A 16,380-nucleotide genomic window follows, 5' to 3' on the forward strand; every position below is an offset into this window, starting at 1 on the left:
CGCCGCGATGGTCTGTGAGTGGTTGGTGCCGGTGGTGGCGTCGGCTTCCCCTCCGCAGCCACCACCGGAGCTTGTGTTACTGCGCGGTCAACGGCCTTTGGGTGCCCGTCGGCGCAGTTGGCGCTTCGCCCGCTTCGCGGCGCAGTTTCGCGATAGCCGTCTCGAAGTCCTCGAGGGAATCGAATCCCCGGTACACGCTGGCGAACCGGAGGTAGGCGACCTGATCCAGCTTCTGCAGCGGACCCAAGATTGCCAGACCCACCTCGTGGGCATCGATTTCCGCGGCCCCACTGGCCCGGATCGATTCTTCGACTTCCTGCGCGAGCAGCGCGAGGTCGTCTTCGGTCACCGGACGTCCCTGACAGGCTTTCCGTGCACCGTTGATCACCTTGCTGCGGCTGAAGGGCTCCCCGACGCCCGAGCGTTTGATCACGCTGAGGCTTGTCGTCTCAACGGTGGTGAATCGCCGTCCGCACTCCGGACATTGACGACGCCGGCGGATTGCCGAACCATCGTCGGCCAGGCGACTGTCGACCACCCGTGAATCGGCGTTACGGCAGAAGGGACAAAACATGCCGCGCCTTTCGATCAGTGGGGACAGGCAGTCGGGCTACCGTGTGGAACACCACCATTCTAGAACTAGATATGGGAAAACTACAACAGTGTCATTACTACATGTAGTGGTCTCAGCGGAACCGGGCGGTGACGGCATCACCGTGGGCTGGTAGGTCCTCCGCGGTGGCCAGACTGGTGATGTGCTGGCTCACTTCCTCGAGAGCCGACCGGTTGTAGTTGATCAGCTGCACCGCCTTCAGGAAGGTAGTGACGTTCAGGCCTGAAGCGAAGGATGCGGTCCCGCCGGTGGGCAGGACGTGGTTCGACCCGGCGCAGTAGTCGCCCAGGCTCACCGGGCTGTAGTCCCCCACAAACACGGCACCGGCGTTACGAATCCGGCTGGCCACCAGTGCGGCGTCGGCTGTCTGAATCTCCAGGTGCTCTGCCGCATACGCGTCGCAGACAGCGATGCCGTGCTCGACGTCGTCCACCAGGATGGTGCCCGACTGCTGACCTGCGAGAGCCTCGCGCACCCGGTCGGCGTGTTTTGTGGTCGCAATCTGCGCCGACAGGTGGCCCCGGACACGAGCGGCAAGGTCTTCGGAGTCGGTGATCAGAACCGACGCAGCGTTGGGGTCGTGTTCGGCCTGGCTGATCAGGTCTGCAGCAATCAGCCGCGGATCCGCGGTGTTGTCAGCCAGTATGGCGATCTCAGTGGTGCCAGCCTCGGAATCAATCCCGACGGTCCCCTTGAGCAGCCGCTTGGCGGTCGCGACATAAATGTTGCCTGGACCCGTCACCACGTCCACCCGGTCGATAGCGTCGTCGCCCTCGCCGCCGTCCACCCCATAGGCAAATGCTGCGATGGCCTGCGCGCCGCCGATGGCGTACACCTCGGTAATGCCCAACATCTCGGCCGCCGCGAGAATGACCGGGTGCGGGAGCCCTCCGAATTCCTTCTGTGGCGGGGNGAGAGCAATCGATTCGACTCCGGCCGCCTGTGCCGGCACCACATTCATCACTACAGAGGACGGGTAGACAGCCAATCCGCCCGGAACATAGAGGCCCACGCGGCGGACCGCTATCCACTTGTGCGTCACGACGGCGCCCGGGGAGATTTCCACCTCGACGTCGTCGGGAACCTGCGCGGCGGCGAAGCGGCGGGCACGATCGATCGACTCGGCCAGGGCCAGCCGTACATCCGGAGCGAGTTCGGCCAGGGCCTTGGTCAGGGCCTCCCGCGGAACCCGCGGAGAGGTCTGCTCGACCCCGTCGAACCTCAGCGCGAGCTCGGTCAGCGCGACCAGGCCGCGTTCCTGCACATCGGCGAGGATCGCTGCGACCGGGGCCTCAACGCCGGAGCCTCCCATTTCCGGTCGTGGCATCACTGCGCTGAGAGCCGCGCCGGTAAGGGCACTGCCTCGCAGATCGATGGTCCGGAAGTCAGCGAAAGAGTCGGCCGAGGGCTGTTGGGCGAGCGAAATATTCACGCTCCAAGTCTAGCGGGCAGCTCAGGACAACCCCGCTGATGCCCGGGCGTCGACCAACATTTCATGAAGGTCGCACCCGGTGGTCCGTCCTCAGATGGCGGTCCTCGGGGCGGTGCCCTCCGTGCCGGATTCCCGAAGCGCCTTGCGTTCCCGCGCCTTGTCCAGGGCATTGATCATGGGTGCGGCGGTGACGCCGTGAAGGAGGATCGACATGACGATGACCAAGCCGACAATGCGCCATAGGGTCTCATCCTCACTCGCGAACTCGCCCTTGGAGAGGGCGTAGCTGAGGTAGTAGATGGAACCGATACCGCGGACGCCGAAGAAGGAAATGACGGCGCGTTCCCAGGGCCCGGTGCTGCCTCGTGCGAGGCTGATCCACGCCGCGATGGGCCGCACCAGCAGGAGGAAGGCGAGCGCAACAAGGATTTCGCTGAGGGTGACTCCTGCCAGCAGTCCCCTTGCCACGGCGCCGCCCAGTAGGACGAGCACCACCACTGTGAGTAGCCGTTCGAGCTGCTCGATGTAGCTGTGCAGCACTCCGTGGAACCCGTGCGTCTGCTCGCCTGAGCGGATAGTCACGGCGCAGACGAAGACGGCAATGAACCCGTATCCTTCGACCATTTCGGTGACCCCGTAGGTGAGGAAGGTGGCTGCGAGAGCAACAAAGCCCTCGGAGTGACTGGCCAGCCGGGCGCTCTCGATTCGGGACTGGAAGAAGATCCTGCTCAGCAGCTTGCCCATTCCGAAGCCCAGTAGGCATCCAATGGCTATCCGCCAGACCACATCCAGGGCGACAAACTCGGGGAACCACGCCGAAGGCGAACTACCCACCAGGCTGATGGCGATGGCGAGATAAACGAACGGGAAGGCAAGGCCGTCGTTGAGCCCGGCCTCGGAGGTAAGCCCGAATCGCACCTCATCCTCGCCTTCGAGTTCTTCCTCCGTTTCGGAGGGCGCTCCGACCTGCACTTCCGATGCCAGCACCGGATCCGTGGGCGCCAGGGCCGCCGCGACGAGGATCGCTCCAGCCAGCCCGAGGCCGAGCACCCACATTCCGAGCAGCGTGAAAACGATCAAACACAGCGGCATCGCGATCCCGAGCAACCGCCAGGTGGTGGCCCAACGCTTTAGTCCCACCTTTCGGTCCAGGGCTAGCCCCGCGCCCATGAGGGACACGATCACGCAAATCTCACTCAGGTGAATTGTCACATCGCTGTACGCAATCGGGTCCGGGTCCGGCAGCCCTTCGGCGAAATAGAACACCACGAAGCCGGCGGCAAGGAACATCATTGGCATCGAGACCGGGGCCCGCAGCAGCAAACGTGGCAGCAACGCGGCTGCGAAGACAGCAATCCCGGCGGCAGCGAATATCACACTCGGTGTTTCAAACACCGGTACCTCTTTCGTTATGCGGACTAGTGCACCCTGTGTGAACCACGCAAGAGTAGGTTACGCCGAATTGGCACTGCACGTGACGAGCGCCTAGCTTCTGCCTTTCCCGCGATGCTGGGCCGCACCCTGGGGGTGCCGGCCCCCAGGGTGCGAGAGGGGCTAGTTGTTTTTGCCGCGGGCGGCAACCCGCCAGCGGTCGACGACGACGCCGCTGCTCAGTACTGTCACCTCGTCCACGAGGTTCATGGTTAGGCACACATGGTTGGGAATCACCCGCAACCGCTCGCCCAGGGCTGGCAGTTGTGTACCGTCGGGCCAGCTGACCGTGGCATGGTGCTCGGACAGTGCGCTAATACGGGCTTCGGGATGGTCCGCGAGCCGCCCGAACCCGGTGGCCCAGGCTGGGCGGTCACTGCCGATCACCTTGCTGCCAGCATCCAGGATGACTCTGCGTGGCGCGTGAGCGTCACCTTCATGGCGGCTGACAACAGTTGACGCGATTGTCAAAGCAATATCGTCCAGGGTGCACCGCCCCAGCTCCAGCTGTTGAGCGTCTCCGAAGACATACACTCCGGGCCGGACCTCGGTTGCCGCTGATGTGCGTGTGAGGGTAGCCGTCGGGGTCGACCCGCCGCTAATCCGGGAGACCTCGAACCCCGCGGCCCCGACCAGCCGGGCTGCTTCCGCGAGCGCTTCTTGTTCCTGATCGGCTGCGCTTACTGGCATACCCGGCGCATAGCTATGCCCCGGGAAGGTGAAGACCCCCGACACCCTTAGCCCGGCCTCGGCCGCCGAACGAGCGACCTCAACCGCTGCCGATGGGCTCACCCCGCTGCGATGGTGACCGCTGTCTATCTCCACCAGGATTTCGATCCTGTCCGCGGCACCCGAAAGCGCCTTGCCCATCGCGCGAGTGGCTTCGACTGAATCCGTCCCGACGGCGACCCGTGCGGTGGCGCTGAGTTGAATCAGTCGGCGGGCATGATGGGGAGTGACCCAGAGCGGATAGGCGATGAAGAGGTCCGTCGCACCATGGTCCACAAAGATTTCAGCTTCCCCGATGGTCGCTACCGTCAGACCCACCGCACCCGCGGCCAGCTGTAGTGCGGCGATCTGCGGGATCTTGTGGGTCTTCACATGCGGTCGAAGACCCATTCCCTTGCCTTGCACCACCGTGGCCATCCGATCGATGTTGCGCTGGAGGGTGTCCAGGTCAATCATGACCTCTGGGGTCTCAATACCTTCCGGCACAGGATTAATCATTCCTCCATAGTCCCCTGCCCTCCCCCACATGCGTGGGTGGGCTCGGGGCATTCTCGTCAGGACCCGGCTGATGGTTGTCCTCGACACCACCACTGTCACGATCGCGGCCGGACTCCTTGCGGGTTTATCGCGGATTGCGCTACGGTCGGCGCAGCCTCGTCAGAACGGCCGCGTTGGCTGTCCTGAGTGTCGCCGTCGACCCCTGGCAGGAAGGTAGAAGCCCAATGTCGCTTGTTCGTGTTCACAATTTTTCTGTCTCGATCGATGGATTCGGCACGGGCGAGGGGCAACAACTGGACGCGCCTTTCGGGCATGCCGGGACGCGCTTGCTTGAATGGGCCCTCCCGACACGCACTTTCCAGCACTTGGGTTTCCATGGCGAGGAACGGGGCTCCAACGGTGTCGACGAAGTCTTCGCCAGCCAATGGGCCTCCGGCATCGGAGTCGAAATCATGGGCCGGAACAAGTTCGGGCCTCAGCGCGGCCCGTGGGCCGACGAACAGTGGAAGGGTTGGTGGGGAGACAATCCGCCCTTCCACACCCCTGTAGTCGTCCTGACTCACCACTTACGTCCGACACTGGCCATGGACGGCGGCACCACATTCCACTTTGTGGACGCCGAGCCTGCCGAAGCGCTCGAACAGGCTCACACCCTCGCCGGCGATCTCGATGTGCGAATCGGCGGTGGCGCCGCCACCGTCCGGCAGTTTCTTGAAGCCGATCTGGTCGACCAAATGCATCTGGTTCTTGTCCCGATCTTCCTTGGCCGGGGGGAACGGCTGTGGGACTCCCTCGAAGGGCTCGAGGAACGCTTCCACATTGAGGCGGCGCCCTCCCCCAGCGGTGTCATCCATCTGACCTTCGACCGACGTCCGGGACCCTCAAGTGAGCGGTGACCATGGTCATCACCTGTTAGCGCGCCAATGACCCTGCGGCGGGCCCACATAGTTCCCGGTCAGAGCCATACTTCGCAGTGTTTCCCTGTCCTCGGGTGGGCAAAGGATCCGCGCGGTAATCAGGGCACGGAGTTGGGGTTTCCGGCTTGGTTTAGCTTTCGCCCCTTGTGGAGCCCAACTTCGAACGAGGTAAAGGAGATGAGGGTTACCGCGATCAACGGAAGTACGAACCAGGCCATGGCAGCGGTGAATCCGCCGAGCGCGTCGTGTGCTGTAGCGGCCAGCACAACGTAACCGGTGTAGGCGAGGTATAGCCCCACGAACAGAATGCCTTCCCAGCGTGCTACGGCAAATCCGGTGAATGCGATGGGCAGCAAGGCTACTGAAGCCGCCAGCATTACCGGCATATCGAACGCGACCGCGGCAGTGGCCACGGTAATGCCTTCAAGAGAGATCAGTGCCGGAAGACCGAGGACCACCCCGATGTTGAATATGTTGCTGCCCACCACGTTACCGACGGCCAGGTCCCGTTCACCTCGCCGTACCGCGATGATCGATGTTGCCAGTTCTGGCAGTGACGTTCCGACTGCCACTACGGTCAACCCGACCACGAGACTGCTCACGCCCAACGAGGAGGCGATGCTCACTGCACCGTCAACAAGCAACGAAGCACCAGCGACCAGTAGGGCTACCCCCAGCAGTACGAGCAGGAGCGATCTTACGAAGGAGTCGGCGCGCACCACCGTTTCCTTTTCCTCCGCTTGTTCTTTGGTCGAGTCGGCGGTGGTTGGGGTGTTATGCAAGTTCGGTGTGGTGTGAAGGCTTTTGACCTCCCGTCGACTGACGAGAATGGTCATCACAGTGTGCACCACAACGACACTGAACAGGAGCAGCCCATCCAGGGCGCTGATACTCCCGTCCAGTGATAAAAGCAGCAGACCGGCAGATAGGCCAACCATTAGGGGCAGATCGAAACGCACCAACCGCTGCTTCACGGCAATGGGCAGAATTAAGGCGGATATTCCCAGAATGAGCAGGACGTTGACGATGTTACTGCCGACCACGTTCCCCACTGCGAGGCCCGGTTCATCGCGGATCACGGCACCGATGGTCACCGCCAACTCCGGTGCTGAGGTTGCCGCCGATACGACAGTGAGCCCGACCACCAGCGCAGAAATTCCCGCACGTCGGGCCAGCGATGAAGCTCCCCGAACCAGAAATTCTCCCCCCAGAACGAGCAACACCAGGCCGACCACGATCCGTCCGACGTCAAGAGCATCCATGGGTAAAAGTGTACGGGGCTACCTACGGCTAGCTGCCGGAAGGGTTCAAAAGGGCCAGGACATTGTTTCGAGGTTGATTCAGGTCAAGGGTTGCAGTACTCGCAGAAGCGCGGGTCGGCTCGGGGTGGGTCAGTCAGCTCGCGAGTGCAGCGGTACTCACAGTTGATGCACCCATAGATGACGGCGCGGGTTTCGCTTGAGGGTTCACCGCAGCTGGAGCACCTCAGCCCTGAAACTCGCTCCACTTTCCAGAATCCTGGGCTGGCGCACTCCGGGCATCTGGAGCGAATCCGCTGCGAAAGATCTTCCGCAGCGAGGCGGATAGTTTCCATACGAGTGGGATTGGCGCAAGCACGCATATCTGTCTCCAGAAAGACCTGCCCTTCCCCCGATTGGGCCTGAGCGGCCGAAAAGGCCAGCTCCAGCTCGGTCCAGTTGGATAGTCCCTTACGGAAGGCGGGGTCCTGCTCGCCGTCCGGTCGAACAACTAAGTGATGGTCAGGAAACTTGGATCTACAGGCAAACCCGCGGGCCTCCGCCCAGTCCGCGGTCAGCAGATGAGAGAAATTCGTCTTACCTTGGGCCATGGCGACAATCTCCAGCTCACGGCCTATGTCGATCCATAGGATGAGTTCAATATTCCAGGGAAACATTCCGAGGTAGGGATCTGTTGCAAATGAGCCCTCGCTGGCGATACCAATTGGCAGTCCCGACAATTTCATGCCCATCTGCGCCTTCCTGCGTGCAGCCTCCAGCTGTGTGCCGGCGCGCGGAATGTCACGGGTGAAAGTACCGAGCAGATCAGTATCGTAGCCTGCAACATGTTCAACCCGGCAACCAAGCGCATCGTCTAGCACCGGGCCGATGACCCGCTCCTTGCCATGCTGGGTAAGTAGAGCTATCCGTTCACCCGGATACATGGGGAGCGGCATTGGTGTGCCGACATGGATAGCGGGCATTTGCAACCTCTCCGTGGAGGACCTCAGACAGGAAGGATAGGTGCCCTTCTTGGCTGGGTCTTCCGTCACTTAATACATGAAGTATAGTTCAGGAATAGAATTCCGGAGACGATGAGGAGCCGTCATGGTGTCTTCGGTGTTCATCCCACACGCCAGCTCACAGACAGCGAATTTTCACCAATGCCGACGTTTGTGCAGCAGTAAGAAAGGCCCACGTGATCGATCCCATCATCCTTTTCTTCCTGCTCGGCGCAGTGGCGGGACTCCTGCGTTCGGAGTTGCGCCTACCGGCAGCAGTTTACGATTTCATCAGCATTGTGTTGCTGCTATCCATCGGCCTCAAAGGCGGTATAGAGCTCGCCAGACAGCCCTTCGTCACTCTGCTGCCGCAGATGCTCGCCGTTGTTGCGCTTGGGTTCCTTCTCTCGCTGGTTGCCTTCCCCACACTCCGCTATCTGGGTCGCTTCAACCGAGCAGATTCCGCTTCCATCGCAGCCCACTATGGCTCAGTGAGTGTGGGCACTTATGCGGTGGCCGTCGCTTACCTGGGTAGCCGCGAGATTGCATTCGAAGAGCACATGCCGTTGCTCCTGGTGTTGATGGAAGTGCCAGCCATCATTATGGGAATCATTCTGGCTCGAGGCCTCTCCCGCGAAACCAGGTGGAAATCAATTGGCCATGAGGTTTTCCTTGGGAAAAGCGTGGTGTTGCTCCTGGGTGGGCTTCTCATCGGATGGCTGGCGGGCCCGGATGGGCTCTCTTCGATTGAGCCGTTCTTTTTTGACCTTTTCAAGGGATTCTTGGCCCTTTTCCTGCTTGAGATGGGGCTCATCACGGCGACGCAGATCGGCAGCCTACGCAAGCACGGAATTTTTCTCATCGCCTTTGGAATAGTCATGCCACTCTTTTCCGGCCTGGTCGGGACCGGGCTCGGCTGGGCTTTGGGCCTCTCCATCGGTGGAACCATGGTTCTTGCCACGCTAGCGGCAAGTGCGTCGTACATCGCGGCGCCAGCAGCCATGCGCATTTCAGTTCCCGAAGCCAACCCAACCCTTTCGCTGGCCGCCTCGCTGGGGATAACGTTCCCGTTCAACGTACTGATCGGAATTCCGATCTACTACACGATGGCCGTGTGGGCACATACTGCTCTCGCTGGAGGATGAGACTGATGCAAAACCGAACAACTAAGCTGCTAACAATCATCACCGAATCGGTGCTTGAAACCACACTCGCGCGCGAGCTCGACCGACTGAATGCTCGTGGCTACACCATCACCGATGCGCGAGGGAAAGGCCACCACGGCGTGCGTAACGCCGGCTGGGAACCGAGCAGCAACATCCGCATCGAGGTGGCATGCGATGAAGCGACGGCCGGGGCGATCGCCGGGTTTCTCGAAAAAAACTATTCCGACAACTACGCAATGATCTTGTTCACGAGCGACATCGAAGTCCTGCGTTTGAACAGACCGCCCAGCACCGCCACGTGAGAAACTCCGGCCGTTAAAGGCAAGCAGCGCGACAGCCGGGCCGAAACGCCGTGATCCGCCAGCTATGACACAGGCATAGTCTTCTGCCCCACCATGATCGCGGCACCAACCAGGAGCTTGACCTAGCCCAGCCAAGCCCGAGAACGCCCCACAAGGGCACAGCTAACCGAACCGTCCCGTGAATCAAGCCGCCTGCTTGTTGGCGATGAGGAATATTCGGACAACCGATCCACTGTCCTGCGCCCTGCACGCTGACGGAGGTCGGGAGGACACTGCGTGGGCATCGTCGCGATCTTTTTTTACAGAAAATAGCGGCATGAAACCCGGGCTTCATTTATGCAGTTGGTTCCTTTGCTGGTGACTTTTGCCAAGGCCACCTGCCGGTAATCTCGAGTTCAAGCGAGAAGCTGAGGAATGTTCGGATCAGGACGATCAGACCCAGCACGCCGACTGATTCGAAAGTGGGGGTTACTGCAACGGTCCGAATGATGTCCGCTGCTACCAGCAGCTCCAGGCCGAGAAGAATGGATCTTCCCAGTCTTCGGCGGTAAGTCTCGTAGGTCTTGTGGCCTTCGTTTTTTCGCCGTCGCAGCAGGGCCCCAGCGGCAATCAGGCTCGCAGCAATGATACCGATCACTATCGCGGCGACACCGGCCGCGTCGACCGCTTTACCAATCCCTTCCATCACTTCCTTGAATTCCACTCTGCTGCACCTGCCTTTTATGTCGGAGAACCGAGCTGCGGTTCATCGTGAGGACACTCTGAGCCGTTCTGAAGTTAGTTGCAACGACCGCCGGTGACGCGTGTCAGTCGGACTCGTGCCGGGTGGACGTTCCTTCCGTGGGCGCGGCGTCGTCGTTACGTCGGCGTACCACGAGCCATTGGGTCACAACGATGATCAGGGCGACGACGGCGGTGATTATCAGGGTAAATGGGTCTGATTGCGCTTTGAGAAGGATGAAGGGTATCAGGACGGCGACGTCGAGGACGATCGCTACCCAGGGGATCCAGGTTTTGGCTTCGACGTCGTCCTTCAGGTGCCGGATGATGCCCCAGTGGATGGCGATGTCCATGACCAGGTAGAGGATCGCGCCGAGGGAGGCGATCTGGGAGAGGTCGAAGAAGGCGGCCATGAGGATGGCTAGCCCGGCGGTGATGTATAGCGACTGGTGTCCCTCTTTGCCGGGCAGGCCGGGGGCCTGGCCCATGTCACGGAGCATGTCGTAGAGTTTCGAAACTGAGAACAGGCTGGCGACTAGCCCCGAAAGGGTAGCGACCACCGCGATCGCCACGGTCAGGCCCACCCCCCATGACCCGAACGCCGGCTCCGCTGCTTCAGCGAGAGCGTAGTCGCGGGCCTCCACGATCTGAGGGACGGTGAGGCTCCCGGTGACCGCGACGGTAATCAGCAGATAGAGCACGGTGCACAGGCTGATGGCGATCATGATGGACCGTCCAATGTTGCGTTTGGGATCACGCAGGTCCCCACCCTGGTTGGTGATGGTGGTGAATCCCTTATACGCCAGAATGCACAGTGCGACCGCGCCCAGAAATCCCAGGAGCCCTGCATCCGGTGGTGTGCGGTCTGTGGTGGTGAACAGGTCCCCCAGGGAGGAGAGACCGGCGGTGAGGATCCCGGCAACGGCTAGGACCGCGATGCCAATAATCTTGATCGCTGCGGTGACCGTAGCGGAGCGTTCCACCAGCGTGTTGCCTACCAGGTTCACTATCGCTGCGCCCGCAATGGCGATCACAGCCAGCACCGGCACCCACAGCGTAGAGTCCTGCAGTCCGAAGGGACGCAGCAGATAGGTTCCAAAGGTGCGCCCAAGAAGGCTTTCGGCCAGGATCATCGACACGTACATGAATAACGAGAACGAGCCGGCAACCACCCCGGGGCCGTAGGCGGCCTTGAGCAGCATGGCGATGCCGCCGGAAGATGGATTCTTTGCGGAGTAGCGGATGTAGGAGTAGGAGCTGAACCCCACGACCACGGCGCCGGCGAAGAACGCCCACGGTACCCAGCCGCCAGCCAGTTCGGCCACCTGGCCAACGAGCGCGAAGATACCCGCCCCAATCATGACCCCGGTCCCCAGGGCCACGGAACCGGTCAACGACAGCTTCTGCTCATTCTTCGATGATGATTCGGCTTCCATGCGGTCATCCTTTCGCGTCATGCCTGCACCTAGTTTCTTTACGACTGTTCAGCTGGGCTTGCGTGTGGCGGGGAAGGCATGGCCCAAAGGATCCCGTTGAGTCCCCAGCCGAGGATAGTGACGAAGAGTAACACCCGTGACGAATCTGGTCAGCACCAATTCGATAGGTGGCATAAAGAGTCGGGGGTTCTCTCCCAGATCGAGGCTGTACTACTTTGTCGAAGAGATTCTAGTCGGTAGCAAGGGATGCGGCGCTGGCAGCTTCCAGGTATGCCTGCTCTTCCCAGTCCTCGAATGCATCATTGTCGAGGTCTACTTGTAGGTCTTGTTCCACGGTCGCTGGATAGAATTCTTCGTGCACCTCACCAATCACCCCTACCGGCATTCCTGGGGCAAGTTCAGGAAGGTCCTCCTGGTGTATTACCAGCAACGGCTTGATAATGACTGCATCGATGTCGACGACATCCTCTTCAGGTGGAACCGTGTTGCTTACAAGGGTAAACATGTTGGGGGAAATCACCTCTCCGACGATGGCGGCAATGGTAACTTCCTCGCCAACATAGAACTCCAGGTCGTCGAAAAACGCGGTGTCGTAAACCCCCGTGTAATCGGCGTAGGGCTGAGCTGGCTCGGACACTTCCTCTAGTACTTCATCGGTTTCCGCCGTCTCCTCATTGACGAGGCTCGGCAGGTCATCGTCGGGACCTGCGCACCCGTTTAGCACGAACAATGTGACGGGGAGGATAGCTATCACAGCCGCTCTGCGCAGCGTTTGCCTACTTCGGCTGTCCATCATGGCTCCTGTTCTCGAGTTGAGAGGTTTCCTTCCACTCTGTCTGTAGAGCTCACATCGGTCAAGGAACGCTGTCCGCTAGACGTCCGTGCGGAATCGAAGCGTGCGGAATAGAAGGGCGTCACAGCCCGGCTCCTTACTCTTTGCAAGATCACACTTCGGCGGGGCCGGGGATAAGAAGGGTTACGGTCCGATAACTGGGGTAGAAATGCGATACAAAGCTTGCTTACGGTCGAAGGGACGCAGCCAGTACAGTCCCATCACATGCGAGGACCGGTCGCGTCACGGGCCCCGCTGAAGGAGGAATGATGACTACCCAGCAGAATAACCGGTGGATGCGCAAAGTGGCTTTCGCCGCGGTGATCCCATTCGCCGCACTAGGTTTTGTGGCTTGTGGGGATGAAACCGTCGTCGAGGAAGCTGAAGAGGAAGGCCCCGCCGCCGTAACCGCCATCCTCGGTGAACCGGTGACGTTGCAGACCGAGGTACAGGAAGTTGTGGGCTCTAACGTCTTCACAGTCGGAGATGGTGACACTCTCATTCTCGGAACCGGAATGACCGACGATCTCGAAGAGGGAGATGAAGTGCAGGTCACCGGTGAGGTGCGCAACTTCATCCTCACTGACTTAGAGTCAGAAGGCTTCGATTTTGATGACGACGAGGCGACCTACGTCATCGATTACGAACAAGAGCTCGTCGTCGTTGCCGACGATGTGGAAGAACTACCCTAGGTGACCACACACGATGGTTGATCCCCCGAACACGCCCTTACCCGTACACATTTCCGGGTAGCGAAGTGGAAGATGGTGGGATGGGCACTCAGGATTCGCAGCGATTGAGACGGCGCACGTCCGAAAGACTGCCACTTGGCGGATCATCGACGCTGGAGGCGCCGATCCGGTTCAGGGCTTTCCGGGCGGGCCTGCTCGGGGCACTCGGGGTTGGCGTGGGGCTGGTGATCTGGGGGATGGTTTCCACCCTTTCCACGGTCCTCATCTATGTGGGTCTGGCCCTCTTCATCGTCTTGGGTATGGACCCGCTCATCAGCTGGCTCCAGCGCATTGGACTTCCCCGGCCAGCAGCGGTCGCCGCCGTCTTCATCGGCGCAGCGGGGTCAGTCACGGGAGTGCTCTACTGGATCATTCCGGTGCTGATCGTCGATCTTGTGGGGCTGATTCGGTCGACGCCGTCGATCATTAACTCGGTGAGGGAATCCGAGTGGTTCGAAACGGTGCAGAATCTAGTGGTCGACTTCATCGATCTGGAGTCGCTCGTCACCGTCATTTCATCCTTCCTCAGCGACCCTCAAAACCTGATTACGGTCGGCGGAGGAGTACTCGATCTGGGGGCGGGTATCGCTGGCGGGATCACTGGGGTCATCATCGTGCTGGTGCTGTCACTGTACTTCGCCTTGTCCCTGGGACGAGTCAAAGCGGGCCTTTACCAGCTGATCCCGGCCAGCAAGCGTCCCGGTTTCATCGAGGTAGCCGAGGACATCGCAACATCGATCGGCCGCTACATTTTCGGTCAGTTCATGCTGTCGCTGATGAACGGGGTTTTGTCCGCGATTTTCCTGTCCATGATTGGCGCCCCAAGCCCTCTGCTGCTGGCGTTGATCGCCTTTGTTGGCTCCGCAATTCCGATGGTGGGAACCATCGCGTCGTCGATCATCATCACGCTCGTGTGTCTGAGCGCCTCACCCGAAACCGCTTTGGCAGCGGGCATCTATTACCTGATCTACATGCAAGTCGAGGCATACATCCTCACCCCACGCATCATGGACACCATGGTGAAAATCCCCGGCTCACTTGTCGTCATCGCAGTAATCGCCGGGGCAGCGCTGGGCGGCATTATCGGCGCCCTGGTCGCAGTGCCGGTGGCGGCGTCGGCAGTCATCATTACGCGTCAAGTAGTGGTTCCGCGCCAGAACCTCCGCTGACACCACACTCCGAAACACGCGCAGAATAATCTGGGGTCAGCACGAAATCCCATTGCAGGCGGCGAATCACAGTCGCGTTACAATCCGGCCGGGAGGTTACGATCAGCCATATCCAGAGGAATTTCGCCCCGGACCGGCGCCAAAACCAACATAATGAAGTGATGGCTTCCAAACAAATCAAAGAATCGACCAATCAAGCAACCCCGCGAGGCTGGGTCATCATTGCGGGGTTCATCCTCACCGTGGTGCTAGCCACCGTCAACTGGCTGCAGCTGGCATCCCTGGAGAGGGCCCTCGGAGGTGTTTCGGTTCCCGAAACACAGCTGTTCGGGTATGGCGTCGGCTACGTCGAAGTTATTCACTCCCAGATGACCGATGAACTCCTTGAACGTTACGGCGCCTCCCATTACCTCTGGGACGTACTATTCTCCCTAGCCTTCGCTCTCACTCTGATAATGCTCGCGCGAAGGATCGCACGAGGGCGGAAGATCCTTTGGCTGCTCATGCTGGTCCCAGTTCTGTTCGCAGCGGTGAACATCGCAGAAAACCTTGTCCTTGAGGCCCTCATAGGATCGGACCAGATCACCTCGCAGGCAGTCATGGTCGCGTCAACCCTGACGGTGCTCAAAACAATCTTGTTCGTGCTCAGCCTAGCCACCGCGTTACTCACGCTCGGCACACGACCCCGACGCCAAAGCAGATAACGAAACACACACGGCAGGCGCGTCGAGACAAAGCTCACCGACCCTTCCACGAACCGTGCCGATAGCGCCACATCACCGGAACAAACCCTGTGATGGCGCGTCGCAAGAAGGCGGAAGGAGAAATGAAGGTGAGGACCCGTCAACCGAAAGTGTTGTCTTACCGGCTGCGCACAGGTTTCGTACAGGTAATTCCTTGCAGGTGTGCAAGGTTCTGTCAGCGCCCTCTCTGACTTTGAACATCATGGCTACCTAGCCTGAGAGAATAACTGCCCCTCTGGAGCTAGGAAAAGACCATGACTCGACTCGGTAACATCCGTATTGGGATGACAGTGCTGGACCGGACCGGGGCCATCATTGGTGTGGTGAAGGCACTGGAGTTACCTGAAGGAGTCAAACCATCACCGAATCTGACCTTGGACGACGGTGCAAGAAGTCGGCAGCTGTTGGCAGCAGGCGCCACGGGTGCTCGCCGAACGGCGTCACCGGTCCGTAAGGGGTATCTCTTGATTGCCACCGAGGCCGAAGAGGATGTCGTTGAGTCACTTGAATCCATCGGCCGTGTCGCTGGCACTGCGGTTCATTTGTCGGTGGCCCGACGAATTGAGCAAATTTAGCGGGCTAGCGGCGGCTCTCTGGCGAAGGCCTGACCCCGTCAATCGGAAGCAGCATTGTAACAACCAACTACTACTCCCAGACGGGGTCGTGAGTATCAATCTGTTCAATAACGGACTGTATCGACGCCAGCTGTCCGAGGCTCCGATCGTGGCCCGGCAACACCTGCGCCCACCCATCAACAGCAACATCACCAAAATTGTGGCCATGGCTCGGCGGAACTGCCTCGCTCACCAGCATGTCCGTGACCAGGTGCAGGAACGTGACGCCAGGAATCCACTGCATCGAATCGCTCACATCAGACCCGCGGCCCCCGGAGGCTGCTGATCCGGCTAGCCAGGCCGGACGCTGATAGATCACCGCCGGGTCGAGCCACGTGATCGGGTCGGTGGCATGCTGCAGGTAGCCGACGCGAGGCTGTCGCCACTCATCCCGAAGCTGCTCAAAATCACCCGGTTTGGATTGCCACCGCACCTCTTTGCCCTGTTGATAGACGGGCTGCCAGATAGCACTCCCGGCATCCCGGTCATCCGTGAGTGTCCGCCACGGTTGAGAGTTTGCCGGCGGTCCGGTGAATAGCGCCGCATCGGTACGGGACAGCAAATCGTCAAGGCCGTCGAAGCTCCCCTGCATTCCCTGTGCGCCTAGGCTAAGCCCATACACGGCAAGATGTGGTCTTTCACCCTCAGAAATTTCTTGCCAACGGGCATGGATGGCGTCAAAGAGCGCTTCGCTGGAGCTCGCGGCAAGATCCGGGTCGAATAGGAAAGGAACCCAGCTGGGTTGAAACGAATACTGCATTGATGCGGTAGCAGTATTCCCGCCGTACAGGTACTCGAGTGAGGCGAT

At 60.3% G+C, this 16,380-nt stretch carries 16 protein-coding genes and 1 pseudogene (1 of these 17 running past the window's edge); 7 read left to right on the forward strand and 10 right to left on the reverse strand.

The window, feature by feature from the left end:
- Positions 1 to 76 precede the first annotated feature (76 nt).
- The 4 genes from nrdR to B384_RS0101165 form a co-directional block, all read right to left on the reverse strand.
- Positions 77 to 574 (reverse strand): transcriptional regulator NrdR, encoded by a 498-nt coding sequence (gene nrdR / locus B384_RS0101150; RefSeq protein ID WP_019481308.1) that lies wholly within the window; start codon positions 572 to 574, stop codon positions 77 to 79.
- Between the two features lie 112 nt (positions 575 to 686).
- Positions 687 to 2,045 (reverse strand): histidinol dehydrogenase, encoded by a 1,359-nt coding sequence (hisD, locus tag B384_RS0101155; RefSeq protein WP_019481309.1) that lies wholly within the window; start codon positions 2,043 to 2,045, stop codon positions 687 to 689.
- Positions 2,046 to 2,135: 90 nt separating this feature from the next.
- Positions 2,136 to 3,440 (reverse strand): cation:proton antiporter, encoded by a 1,305-nt coding sequence (locus tag B384_RS0101160; RefSeq protein WP_026040871.1) that lies wholly within the window; start codon positions 3,438 to 3,440, stop codon positions 2,136 to 2,138.
- A gap of 159 nt (positions 3,441 to 3,599) precedes the next feature.
- A complete protein-coding gene (locus tag B384_RS0101165) occupies positions 3,600 to 4,703 on the reverse strand; it encodes a D-TA family PLP-dependent enzyme (protein WP_443110813.1) in 1,104 nt (367 codons plus the stop codon).
- A gap of 224 nt (positions 4,704 to 4,927) precedes the next feature.
- Here B384_RS0101165 and B384_RS0101170 point away from each other — a divergent pair, with 224 nt between their 5' ends.
- Positions 4,928 to 5,599, forward strand: coding sequence for a dihydrofolate reductase family protein (locus B384_RS0101170; RefSeq protein WP_019481312.1), 672 nt, complete (start codon positions 4,928 to 4,930; stop codon positions 5,597 to 5,599).
- 119 nt (positions 5,600 to 5,718) lie between these two features.
- Here the strand turns inward: B384_RS0101170 and B384_RS0101175 are convergent, their stop codons facing one another.
- Both B384_RS0101175 and B384_RS0101180 read right to left on the reverse strand, forming a co-directional pair.
- On the reverse strand, positions 5,719 to 6,882 hold the full coding sequence (locus B384_RS0101175) for a calcium/sodium antiporter (protein ID WP_019481313.1): 1,164 nt from the start codon (positions 6,880 to 6,882) through the stop codon (positions 5,719 to 5,721).
- An 83-nt stretch (positions 6,883 to 6,965) separates the two neighbouring features.
- The gene (locus B384_RS0101180; RefSeq protein WP_019481314.1) at positions 6,966 to 7,841 is read right to left on the reverse strand and encodes a DUF6671 family protein; all 876 of its coding nucleotides are present in this window, start codon (positions 7,839 to 7,841) and stop codon (positions 6,966 to 6,968) included.
- 215 nt (positions 7,842 to 8,056) lie between these two features.
- Here B384_RS0101180 and B384_RS0101185 point away from each other — a divergent pair, with 215 nt between their 5' ends.
- Positions 8,057 to 9,004 (forward strand): sodium-dependent bicarbonate transport family permease, encoded by a 948-nt coding sequence (locus tag B384_RS0101185; RefSeq protein ID WP_019481315.1) that lies wholly within the window; start codon positions 8,057 to 8,059, stop codon positions 9,002 to 9,004.
- A gap of 5 nt (positions 9,005 to 9,009) precedes the next feature.
- On the forward strand, positions 9,010 to 9,327 hold the full coding sequence (locus tag B384_RS0101190; protein WP_019481316.1) for a P-II family nitrogen regulator: 318 nt from the start codon (positions 9,010 to 9,012) through the stop codon (positions 9,325 to 9,327).
- Positions 9,328 to 9,661: 334 nt separating this feature from the next.
- Here B384_RS0101190 and B384_RS0101195 read toward each other — a convergent pair whose 3' ends face one another.
- The 3 genes from B384_RS0101195 to B384_RS0101205 all read right to left on the reverse strand — a co-directional run bounded on the left by B384_RS0101195 (position 9,662) and on the right by B384_RS0101205 (position 12,279).
- Positions 9,662 to 10,030 carry a DUF1622 domain-containing protein gene (locus B384_RS0101195; RefSeq protein WP_019481317.1) on the reverse strand — a complete coding sequence of 123 codons (369 nt, stop codon included), beginning with the start codon at positions 10,028 to 10,030 and terminating at the stop codon, positions 9,662 to 9,664.
- A 103-nt stretch (positions 10,031 to 10,133) separates the two neighbouring features.
- A complete protein-coding gene (locus B384_RS0101200) occupies positions 10,134 to 11,483 on the reverse strand; it encodes an APC family permease (RefSeq protein ID WP_019481318.1) in 1,350 nt (449 codons plus the stop codon).
- A 229-nt stretch (positions 11,484 to 11,712) separates the two neighbouring features.
- Complete coding sequence (locus B384_RS0101205; RefSeq protein ID WP_019481319.1) at positions 11,713 to 12,279, reverse strand: hypothetical protein; 567 nt, start codon at positions 12,277 to 12,279, stop codon at positions 11,713 to 11,715.
- Between the two features lie 305 nt (positions 12,280 to 12,584).
- Here B384_RS0101205 and B384_RS0101210 point away from each other — a divergent pair, with 305 nt between their 5' ends.
- From B384_RS0101210 to B384_RS0101225, 4 genes are all read left to right on the forward strand, one after another.
- On the forward strand, positions 12,585 to 13,007 hold the full coding sequence (locus B384_RS0101210) for a hypothetical protein (protein WP_156808924.1): 423 nt from the start codon (positions 12,585 to 12,587) through the stop codon (positions 13,005 to 13,007).
- An 80-nt stretch (positions 13,008 to 13,087) separates the two neighbouring features.
- The gene (locus B384_RS0101215) at positions 13,088 to 14,215 is read left to right on the forward strand and encodes an AI-2E family transporter (RefSeq protein WP_019481321.1); all 1,128 of its coding nucleotides are present in this window, start codon (positions 13,088 to 13,090) and stop codon (positions 14,213 to 14,215) included.
- A gap of 161 nt (positions 14,216 to 14,376) precedes the next feature.
- Entirely contained in the window at positions 14,377 to 14,919 is a 543-nt protein-coding gene (locus B384_RS0101220; protein WP_019481322.1) for a hypothetical protein, read from the forward strand.
- Between the two features lie 293 nt (positions 14,920 to 15,212).
- The gene (locus B384_RS0101225; RefSeq protein ID WP_019481323.1) at positions 15,213 to 15,533 is read left to right on the forward strand and encodes a hypothetical protein; all 321 of its coding nucleotides are present in this window, start codon (positions 15,213 to 15,215) and stop codon (positions 15,531 to 15,533) included.
- Positions 15,534 to 15,603: 70 nt separating this feature from the next.
- On the opposite strand, the pseudogene B384_RS21450 reads toward B384_RS0101225, so the two are convergent.
- Positions 15,604 to 16,380: pseudogene (locus B384_RS21450) on the reverse strand (alpha/beta-hydrolase family protein) (it continues 943 nt past the right edge of the window).

Source organism: Arthrobacter sp. TB 23 (assembly GCF_000294595.1).
Lineage (GTDB): Bacteria > Actinomycetota > Actinomycetes > Actinomycetales > Micrococcaceae > Arthrobacter_D.

Coding starts and splice junctions, on each gene's coding strand:
- B384_RS0101210 (WP_156808924.1), top strand. CDS start 12,585: ATGACTACCCAGCAGAATAACCGGTGGATGCGCAAAGTGGCTTTCGCC.
- B384_RS0101215 (WP_019481321.1), top strand. CDS start 13,088: ATGGGCACTCAGGATTCGCAGCGATTGAGACGGCGCACGTCCGAAAGA.
- B384_RS0101190 (WP_019481316.1), top strand. CDS start 9,010: ATGCAAAACCGAACAACTAAGCTGCTAACAATCATCACCGAATCGGTG.
- B384_RS0101165 (WP_443110813.1), bottom strand. CDS start 4,703: ATGATTAATCCTGTGCCGGAAGGTATTGAGACCCCAGAGGTCATGATT.
- B384_RS0101175 (WP_019481313.1), bottom strand. CDS start 6,882: ATGGATGCTCTTGACGTCGGACGGATCGTGGTCGGCCTGGTGTTGCTC.
- B384_RS0101200 (WP_019481318.1), bottom strand. CDS start 11,483: ATGGAAGCCGAATCATCATCGAAGAATGAGCAGAAGCTGTCGTTGACC.
- B384_RS0101225 (WP_019481323.1), top strand. CDS start 15,213: ATGACTCGACTCGGTAACATCCGTATTGGGATGACAGTGCTGGACCGG.
- nrdR (WP_019481308.1), bottom strand. CDS start 574: ATGTTTTGTCCCTTCTGCCGTAACGCCGATTCACGGGTGGTCGACAGT.
- B384_RS0101205 (WP_019481319.1), bottom strand. CDS start 12,279: ATGATGGACAGCCGAAGTAGGCAAACGCTGCGCAGAGCGGCTGTGATA.
- B384_RS0101170 (WP_019481312.1), top strand. CDS start 4,928: ATGTCGCTTGTTCGTGTTCACAATTTTTCTGTCTCGATCGATGGATTC.
- B384_RS0101220 (WP_019481322.1), top strand. CDS start 14,377: ATGGCTTCCAAACAAATCAAAGAATCGACCAATCAAGCAACCCCGCGA.
- B384_RS0101180 (WP_019481314.1), bottom strand. CDS start 7,841: ATGCCCGCTATCCATGTCGGCACACCAATGCCGCTCCCCATGTATCCG.